This is a genomic window from Shewanella sp. SG44-6 (assembly GCF_014164185.1).
GTDB lineage: Bacteria > Pseudomonadota > Gammaproteobacteria > Enterobacterales > Shewanellaceae > Shewanella > Shewanella vesiculosa.
In genome coordinates, this window is the sequence record NZ_JACJER010000162.1 from 1 (window position 1) to 8749 (window position 8749).

General features: G+C 41.1%; 11 protein-coding genes. 6 read left to right on the top strand and 5 right to left on the bottom strand.

Annotated elements, in window-relative coordinates:
• Positions 1–305: 305 nt before the first annotated feature.
• Genes H5185_RS19590 through H5185_RS19605 form a run of 4 tightly spaced genes read right to left on the bottom strand, consistent with a single transcriptional unit; the run spans position 306 to position 3929 of the window.
• Positions 306–845: a TlpA disulfide reductase family protein gene (locus tag H5185_RS19590; RefSeq protein WP_182723868.1), complete on the bottom strand. Its 540-nt coding sequence runs from the start codon at positions 843–845 to the stop codon at positions 306–308.
• A 60-nt stretch (positions 846–905) separates the two neighbouring features.
• Positions 906–1388, bottom strand: a complete 483-nt coding sequence (gene nrfF / locus H5185_RS19595) for a heme lyase NrfEFG subunit NrfF (RefSeq protein WP_182723867.1) — start codon at positions 1386–1388, stop codon at positions 906–908.
• A complete protein-coding gene (locus H5185_RS19600) occupies positions 1388–1942 on the bottom strand; it encodes a DsbE family thiol:disulfide interchange protein (RefSeq protein ID WP_124017673.1) in 555 nt (184 codons plus the stop codon). The genes nrfF and H5185_RS19600 overlap by 1 nt, the downstream gene beginning before the upstream one ends.
• Before the next feature lie 16 nt (positions 1943–1958).
• Positions 1959–3929, bottom strand: a complete 1971-nt coding sequence (locus tag H5185_RS19605) for a heme lyase CcmF/NrfE family subunit (protein ID WP_124017674.1) — start codon at positions 3927–3929, stop codon at positions 1959–1961.
• 416 nt (positions 3930–4345) lie between these two features.
• On the opposite strand from H5185_RS19605, the gene ccmI reads away from it, so the two are divergent.
• A complete protein-coding gene (gene ccmI / locus H5185_RS19610) occupies positions 4346–5599 on the top strand; it encodes a c-type cytochrome biogenesis protein CcmI (RefSeq protein WP_182723866.1) in 1254 nt (417 codons plus the stop codon).
• 95 nt (positions 5600–5694) lie between these two features.
• Here ccmI and H5185_RS19615 read toward each other — a convergent pair whose 3' ends face one another.
• Positions 5695–5988: a cytochrome c5 family protein gene (locus H5185_RS19615; protein ID WP_124017676.1), complete on the bottom strand. Its 294-nt coding sequence runs from the start codon at positions 5986–5988 to the stop codon at positions 5695–5697.
• Between the two features lie 324 nt (positions 5989–6312).
• On the opposite strand from H5185_RS19615, the gene ccmA reads away from it, so the two are divergent.
• The 5 genes from ccmA to H5185_RS19640 all read left to right on the top strand — a co-directional run.
• Positions 6313–6963 (top strand): cytochrome c biogenesis heme-transporting ATPase CcmA, encoded by a 651-nt coding sequence (gene ccmA / locus H5185_RS19620; RefSeq protein ID WP_124017677.1) that lies wholly within the window; start codon positions 6313–6315, stop codon positions 6961–6963.
• Between the two features lie 9 nt (positions 6964–6972).
• Entirely contained in the window at positions 6973–7659 is a 687-nt protein-coding gene (ccmB, locus tag H5185_RS19625; RefSeq protein ID WP_124017678.1) for a heme exporter protein CcmB, read from the top strand.
• Positions 7659–8405, top strand: coding sequence for a heme ABC transporter permease (locus H5185_RS19630; RefSeq protein WP_124017679.1), 747 nt, complete (start codon positions 7659–7661; stop codon positions 8403–8405). The genes ccmB and H5185_RS19630 overlap by 1 nt, the downstream gene beginning before the upstream one ends.
• Complete coding sequence (gene ccmD, locus H5185_RS19635) at positions 8405–8617, top strand: heme exporter protein CcmD (protein ID WP_124017680.1); 213 nt, start codon at positions 8405–8407, stop codon at positions 8615–8617. The genes H5185_RS19630 and ccmD overlap by 1 nt, the downstream gene beginning before the upstream one ends.
• The coding region (locus H5185_RS19640) for a cytochrome c maturation protein CcmE (protein ID WP_182742932.1) at positions 8601–8749 on the top strand (149 nt) is incomplete at its 3' end. The genes ccmD and H5185_RS19640, both read left to right, overlap by 17 nt.

Here is an 8749-nt window from a genome sequence, read left to right on the forward strand (position 1 = left end):
CGTGATGTCGATTTTTCAGACATCGCCGTAAGACGCTAGGTCGTTGGCTTGGGGTGCGTATTCTACGCTTTCCCGTGTCGGCGTCAAGTGTTTTTTCAAACTTTCTTTTCGCCTTGAATCCAGTGTTTTGAAGCACTTAATTCAACCTAACTCGGTAACCGCTTTCGCTGTCTGCCGTGTCAGTGGATGCGCATTATAGGCAGCTTAAGATTTAGTGCAAGGCCTTTTTAAACAAAAAAGGATCGCTTGGCGATCTTTTCACCAAAAGCGATCCTTTTTCGTATTTTAAGTCATATTATGACTATTTATTGTACTTTTTTAGTGCCTTTACGAAACTGTTCAAGAAAGCTAATGACATTTTTATCATCCCAATCGACATAAGAACGCACATAAGCCACCAGATCACCTTGTTCATTTAAGATAAATGTCGCAGGAATGGTATCCAGTGGGAAAACATCACGTAGTCGTTGTTGCGGATCAAAATACGAGTTAAATGTGGGTAAACCAAGGGATTCTAAAAATGGTTGCACAATAGCCACGGCTTCAGCATCAATCGAAATAGGTAATAGTGCAAAATGTGCAGCATCTAGAGTTTGATCTAATCGGTTGAGTGCAGGAAGTTCTCTGACACAGGGTGGGCACCAAGTAGCCCAAAGATTAATAACGACGACTTTGCCCTTATATTGGTCAAAGTTAACCGGCTCACCAACGATATCGCTAAAATCGACTAGCGCTACCGGAAATGGCTGCGGCAATATATTGATTCGCTCAAGCGTTGAATCAGTGGTTTGCTCAGCCGCAGCTTGCATGCCGGGATATGCATTAACACCACTTGCAATAACCATAAGAAAGAAGCTAGTGAAGATAAACGCAAACCACTGTTTCAAAGTTAATACTCCAATCTGTTATTTAGCCGCTTTATTACGATTTAATAACGCATCTAATTCGGCTTGCTGCTCTGCCGACAAAGTTGTCGATTCTGTTGCTTGGATCCGTTGTTTTCGCACAAAGATAAAGCCAATAAACAGTCCCAAAATAAGTAACCCAAATGGACCAAGCCATAAAAGGTAGGTTTTTGAGTCTAACTTAGGATTATACAAAACAAAGTCACCGTAGCGACTAGTCATAAATTCGATGATGTCTGAGTCTGACTTGCCATTATCTACCATTTTATAGACTTCAAGACGTAAATCTTGCGCAACAGGAGAATTTGAATCGACTAAGTTTTGATTCTGACACTGTGGACAACGCAACTGATGTGCGAGTGACAAGGCCCTTTGCTGATTATCTACTGATTTAAACTCATAGGTATCGACTGGAGTAGCCAATACGTTCAGAGAAAAAAGTAAACTAGTACAAGCCAACATCATTTTAAATATATATTTCATTACGATGCCCCATCAAGTTTTGCTTCAGCTTGTAATTGCTGGATCATCGGATACAAGGTTTGTGTCCAAACCGTTTGGTCAATGGGACCAGCATAGCGATAACGAATAATACCGTTATGATCAACAATGAAGGTTTCTGGTGCGCCATAAACCCCAAGGTCGAGGCCCAAGCGACCATCCTTATCATAGATATTAACTGTGTATGGATCGCCTTGAGTCGTTAACTCTTTAACAGCTAATGCTCGTTCGTCACGATAGTTGATGCCGTATATAGGTAACAAATTACGCTTAGATAACATCATTAAATAAGGATGTTCATATTTACATGCTGGACACCAAGTCGCCCAAAAGTTCAACATCAATACTTTTGCGGGCAAATCTTTCTCAGTCAAGACTTCACTAGGTACTTCCAAACGCTCGAGCTGGAAAGCCGGGACAGGCTTTCCTTCTAATGCAGAATCGAGCACTTTAGGATTGAGAAATAATCCTTGATATAAAAACACGCCCATACCTAAAAATATAACCAAAGGTATAAACAGTACAAACTTCTTCATAATGTCTCCGAGTTAATTAAGCTGTCGCTAATTTTGCTTTTACTGCTTCTTCTGTAGCAACTTGCTTCACACGATAACGTTTATCTGATGCTGCTAAGAAGCCACCAATCATCATAAAGATCGAACCAAACCACAACCAACGTACAAACGGCTTGTAGTTAAGACGCACAGCAAACTCAGTTAAATTAATTGGGTCGCCCATAGTGACATATAAGTCACGGAACAAGCCCCAATCAATACCCGCTTCAGTCATATCCATAGTGCGCACATTGTACTGACGACGGTCAGGTTTTAATAAAGTGATAAATTCATCATCTTTATAAATCTCAATTTGACCTTGTTGCGCAGTATAGTTAGGACCGACGACATTTTTAGTTTCTAAATACTTAAATGTATAACCTGCTAGTTCTTGGCTTATTCCAGGTCCCATGCGTACGCTTTTCTCGATCGAATAATTAGAGACAATTGTTGCCCCCATTACCGATACCGCGATGCCAAAGTGGGCAAAGAGCATGCCGAGCTGACTACGCCCGATTCGGTTAAGACTGATGCCACCCTCTTTATTGCTCACCATATTATAAGCGGCACGGAAAGTTGATAGCATGATCCATGTTGTCGCGGCGACACCGCACATTACCCAAGCATTAAACTGACCACCAGCAACAAATGGCGCCGCTACCCCAACAACTAAAGCAATAATGGCTGGAATGAGTAACTGTCTTTTAATTTCACCGGCTTTAGATTTTTTCCAGCGAATAATTGGACCAATTCCCATAAAGCCAAATAGCACTAACACGATAGGTACAAATACCGCATTAAAATATGGAGGACCAACAGAAATCTTACCCATGCCTAGAGCGTCAATGAGTAAAGGATACAAGGTACCCAATAAAACAGTACCAGCTGAAACAGTCAGAAGCACATTACAAATTAACAACATGGTTTCTTTCGATTTAAGCTCAAATCGAGCTGGGCTACTCATTTCGCTTGCACGGAAGGCAAACAAAGTTAATGAACCACCAATGGCAATACCTAGCAACAACAAGATAAACAAACCACGGCTTGGATCTGCTGCAAAAGAATGCACTGAAGTAAGTACGCCTGAACGTACAATAAAGGTACCGAGTAAACTTAAAGAGAAAGCAAAAATAGACAGTAGTACGGTCCAGTTACGGAATGCGCCACGCTTTTCGGTCACAATTAATGAGTGCACTAAAGCGGTACCCACTAACCAAGGCATAAATGATGCGTTTTCAACTGGGTCCCAGAACCACCAACCGCCCCAACCTAATTCGTAATATGCCCACCAAGAACCTAATGAAATACCACCGGTTAAAAATATCCATGCCGCTAATGTCCAAGGACGACTCCAACGAGCCCAAGCGGAGTCAAGCCTGCCACTCATTAAAGCCGCAATAGCAAAAGCAAAACAGACCGAGAAACCAACATACCCCAAATACAACATTGGCGGATGGAAGATTAAGCCCACATCTTGCAACATTGGGTTTAAATCTCGACCTTCTAGCGGGATAGGGAAGATCCGTTCAAATGGACTTGATGTTAGGATCATAAATAAACTGAAACCGACAACAATCATCGCTAATACTGATAGCACCCTTGCAGTAAAGACTTCTTCTAATCCCTTACTAAATAAGGCTACCGATGCGGTCCATACAGACAACGCAAATACCCAGAATAATAGTGACCCTTCATGCCCGCCCCACACTGCCGCAATTTTAAAGAATATTGGAAGTTGAGAATTAGAATGATGTGCGACATAAGCCACAGAGAAATCATCGACAGCGAAACTATACCCTAACGCAATAACCGAAAGACTGATGAAAAAAAACATTCCGTATGTTAGTGGCCAGGCATAACGAACGAGATACTGGTCTTTACGGGCGGAACCATATAACGGCACGCTAGCTAGCAGTAAGGCAAAAGCCAAACCGAGAATTAGCGAGAAATGTCCAAGTTCTGGAATCATGGGTATTCCTTAGTCTAAAAAATTAGCGGATCTGAAACAGACAAATCACGGTAGCACTATTTAATGCGGTGAAACTAATATACGCACATTAGCTTAAACGAATTTTAACGCATTTTAGAACTTGCGATGGCTTCTGTCTGCCATTTTCGTACAAAATTGGGTCACTAGTCTCATTATGAGCATCTATTCAATCAAAACGAAAATTTATGACAACCTGTCTGACACAATTACCTTAACAAAGTTTCGCTATTAGTAAGACAAACAATTCAATCTGTGAACCAGTACGCAACTCTCAGGATTTGGATTCATATCTTCCTTATATTACTATTCAATTAATAATCTTTCCGTATAATCAAGATTCCAAGCACTGCGGTATAGCCGCTTTCTCTGTTAACCTAAAAGTGAATATTGAAACAATGACCACATTTTGGATATTTATTGCGCTTGTCGTACTTATTGGCCTAATCATGATTTGGGTTCCACATTTTCGTCAACAAAAGCTATTGCGAGCTGAAGAGTCTGGTGTCCGTAGACAAACTAACCTTGAACTTTTTGCCGAACGTATAACCATTCTTGAAAAGGAATTGAATGACGATCTATTAGACCAAGTCGAATTTGAGGCATTAAAAAAAGAACTAGAGATAAATCTACTTCAAGACATGAGCCAAAAAGGTGACGACTCTCTTGACGTAGAAATCAAATCAAAGAGCGCCTTATGGCCTGCTTTTATGACCCTGTGCATATTGGCCATTTCAGGTTACTTATATCAACACCTCGGTGCTTATAAAGAATTAGCGAATCCTCCCCAAGCAAGCAATCCACATCAAGGTATGGACACAGCACAAATCATGTCGCAACGCGTACAGATGATGGAAGCTAAAGTGGAAGCACAGCCAGAGGATAGTCAGGCGTGGTTTAGTCTTGGACATGCTTATATATCTGCTAACCAATATGATAAAGCCGTTGCCGCATTCGATAAAGTCATGCAATTAGTCGGTACGCAAGCTGAACTTCTTGGGCCTAAAGCTACTGCACTTTACTATAAAGCGAATCAGCAGATGACACCGGCTATTCAAGCCATCATTGAGCAATCTTTAGCATTAGATCCACAAGATCCCTCAACACTGCTTCTCGTTGGTATGGATGCGTTCTTTACTGCGAACTACCGGAAGGCTATCGATGCTTGGCAAATGATCCTAGACAGCGATCGAAATGATGTCGACAAAACAGCATTAATGAATGCCATTGAGTCAGCGAATATGCGCCTTAATGAAGCATCAGGTGCAATGTCTGGTGATGCTACACCAAAGTCAGCAGTGACGAGTAATGCAAAAACCGTCGAAATTGAAGTAACTATTGCACCGGAGTTAGCTGATAAAGTATCTGATTCAGATACAGTGTTTATTTTTGCTCGGGCAACTCAAGGCCCTAAAGTGCCGCTGGCGGCGACTAAAATTAGTGCAAGTAACTTACCGGTAACGATCACTCTAGATGACAGTACGTCCATGGGGGGTGATGTGAAACTGAGTTCAGTTCAGGAAGTCGAAATCATTGCAGTATTGTCAAAAAATGGCAGTGTTAAACCACAGTCTGGTGACTTAAAGGGCACGATAAAAACGCTCAAGGTGGGTGATAATGCAACATTAACACTCGATACCTTAGTGCAATAACAATGGCAGCATCAGTAAGGTTATAGCTTAACATTACCGATATTTACCCATAAAAAAACCGGCTATTAAAGCCGGTTTTTGGATCTAGTTGAAAATTACTTAGACATAAACTGAATTGCGTTTTTGTAATCATCATCGGTACAGTCAGTACACATGCCACCTGGTGGCATAGCGTTTAAACCAGACTTAACCGAACCCACTAAGGCATCTAAACCTTTTGCTAGGCGTGGTTCCCATGCCGCAGTATCATGAACTTTAGGCGCACCAGCCACACCCATGCTGTGACATACTTGACACGCTTTGTTATAAATAGCTTCACCTTCTTGAGCAAATACATTTGCAGACAAAGTTAATGCAGCTGCTGCAGTCATTACTAACAATTTTTTCATATTCATCGTTCCTAATTGCAAATATACCAAGCTTAGCGCTGCCCTTTGATTTAGAAGGCAGACTCATTTTTAGCAATGGCTAGATTACTACAAGTAGCAAAAAAACTCATCTTTTTGTGATAACAATCTCAGCTTAGGCTCTAAATCGAGACAATCTGTGTAGTTCAGGTAATATATTAGCAATCATTAAAAAAGTTCAAACTATATCTTCTTTTTTGGAACCATATCAAATTGCTAGCACTTAATCATGACAAAGCTAAACCGGTAAAAGTGTTTGTGTTAATATCTTTTCGAATTCATCCTCACGCATAATAAGAGGGATAAGTGACCATATCAAACCAATCACAAGTACTATTAAGTGCCAACGAATTAACCTGTATTCGTGAAGATCGGATTTTATTTGACGAACTGAGTTTTAATATCAATGCGGGTGATATTGTCCAAATTGAGGGTCCTAATGGTGCAGGTAAAACCAGTCTATTACGAATAATTGCAGGTTTATCACGCCCCTATGCAGGAGATGTCGAATATTGTGGTGAAAACATCAATAGATGCAGGGATGAATTTAACCATGACCTCTTGTACCTAGGGCACTTAGCAGGGGTCAAAAGTGAGCTCACTGCAGAAGAAAATCTTAACTTCAATTTAAGAATCAGTGGCTATGATGGTTTTGATACCACTGCTATTTTGGCCAAAGTCAATTTAACCGGTTTTGAAGAGGCGCTTGCGGGTCATTTATCAGCAGGGCAACATCGACGAACAGCATTGGCAAGATTACAATACAGCAATTGTAAAATATGGATCCTTGATGAGCCTTTTACTGCAATTGATAAAAAAGGTGTAGAAGAACTAGAACAACTTTTTATTCAACATGCCGAGTCGGGTGGATGTGTGATACTAACAACACATCAGGATATGAGCATTATTAGTAATGCTATGCTTCGCAAAATCACTCTCGACTATCGCTTTGTATAAGGTATTTGAATGAAACGAGGAATCAGCTACACCGCAGCATTCATGACGCTACTACAACGTGATTTAAGAATTGCAATTCGTCATCGCGGAGATATTTTTAACCCATTATTATTTTTTATCCTAGTGGTGACTCTTTTCCCTCTAGGAATTGGACCAGAATCTCAGGTGCTTACTAGAGTAGCTCCAGGAATTATATGGGTTGCGGCCTTACTAGCATCAATGCTGTCGTTGGAGCGCTTATTTAAAGCAGACTTTAACGACGGTAGCCTAGAACAAATGCTACTGAGTCCACAACCATTAGCATTGATGGTATTAGCTAAGGTACTTGCACATTGGATTCTAACCGGTGTACCACTGATTTTAGTCGCACCACTACTGGCCGTACTATTACATTTAGAGAGCAATAGTTATGGTGCCTTAATGTTGACATTAGCATTGGGCACACCAATATTGTCGCTCCTTGGGGCAATAGGTGTAGCACTTACAGTAGGGCTTCGAAAAGGTGGAGTGCTACTAAGCTTACTGATTTTGCCTTTATATATACCCGTACTCATTTTTGCCACCAGTGCAATTGATGCTGCGGGACTTAACATGGCTTACGATGGTCAACTTGCGATACTTGCAGCTATGTTGGTCGGTTCTTTAATCTTGGCACCTTTCGCAATTGGCGCCTCTTTACGAGTGAGTACAAACTAATGTGGAAATGGCTTCATTCTTACGCAGACCCTGAACGGGCATATAAATTGTCTGGCACCTTGTTGCCATGGTTTAGCATTCTTGCAATATTAATGGTCGGTACTGGCAGTATTTGGGGATTATTATTTGCCCCAACCGATTATCAACAAGGTGATAGCTACCGTATCATCTTTATCCATGTACCTGCAGCATCAATGTCTATGGCTGCTTACATGGGTATGGCAATTGCTTCATTCATAGGTTTAGTCTGGCAAATAAAATCGGCTGATTGGGCTGCAGCAGCCATTGCACCGATAGGCGCTGTGATCACCTTTATTGCATTATTTACAGGGGCTGCATGGGGTAAACCTATGTGGGGTGCTTGGTGGGTATGGGATGCGCGCCTTACATCTGAATTGGTATTATTATTTTTATACTTAGGCGTGATCTCACTGTATGCGTCATTTGAAGACAAAGTCCTCGCGGCTAGAGCATCTGGTATCCTCGCTATTGTCGGCGTAATTAATATTCCAATTATTAAATACTCTGTCGATTGGTGGAGCAGCTTGCATCAACCGTCGACCATCAGAATAACAGAGAAGTCTACCATGTCGACGGATATGCTATACCCTCTGCTAATAAACATTGTTGGTTTTGGTATGATGATTGGTGCCATTACCCTCGTCCGTTATAGAACAGAAATTCTTGCTCGAAATGGTATGCGCCCTTGGGTGAGAGACTTAGCAACCGCAGAGGAGGCAAAATAATGCAATTTGATTCATTCAAAGATTTTTTAGATATGGGCGGTTATGCATTTTACGTTTGGTTATCCTATGGTGTAACAATTGGCTGCTTGGCAACATTGATCACCCTAAGCATTAGACAAAAGCGTAAAGTGCTAATTGAAATAGCTAAAAAGATAACGCGTGAACAACGCCTGAAAGAAACAAGAGGTAATAACCGTGAATCCAAGACGTAAAAAGAGATTAACGCTCGCCGTGACATTAATTGCAGGCGTTGCAGCCGTTACTTCATTATTGCTATACGCACTAAATTCAAATTTGAATTTATTCTATACTCCATATGAGATTACTCACGGCAAAAACGACAC

Coding starts and splice junctions, on each gene's coding strand:
- H5185_RS19605 (WP_124017674.1), bottom strand. CDS start 3,929: ATGATTCCAGAACTTGGACATTTCTCGCTAATTCTCGGTTTGGCTTTT.
- H5185_RS19600 (WP_124017673.1), bottom strand. CDS start 1,942: ATGAAGAAGTTTGTACTGTTTATACCTTTGGTTATATTTTTAGGTATG.
- ccmB (WP_124017678.1), top strand. CDS start 6,973: ATGAAACGAGGAATCAGCTACACCGCAGCATTCATGACGCTACTACAA.
- H5185_RS19615 (WP_124017676.1), bottom strand. CDS start 5,988: ATGAAAAAATTGTTAGTAATGACTGCAGCAGCTGCATTAACTTTGTCT.
- ccmD (WP_124017680.1), top strand. CDS start 8,405: ATGCAATTTGATTCATTCAAAGATTTTTTAGATATGGGCGGTTATGCA.
- H5185_RS19590 (WP_182723868.1), bottom strand. CDS start 845: ATGGTTATTGCAAGTGGTGTTAATGCATATCCCGGCATGCAAGCTGCG.
- H5185_RS19630 (WP_124017679.1), top strand. CDS start 7,659: ATGTGGAAATGGCTTCATTCTTACGCAGACCCTGAACGGGCATATAAA.
- ccmI (WP_182723866.1), top strand. CDS start 4,346: ATGACCACATTTTGGATATTTATTGCGCTTGTCGTACTTATTGGCCTA.
- nrfF (WP_182723867.1), bottom strand. CDS start 1,388: ATGAAATATATATTTAAAATGATGTTGGCTTGTACTAGTTTACTTTTT.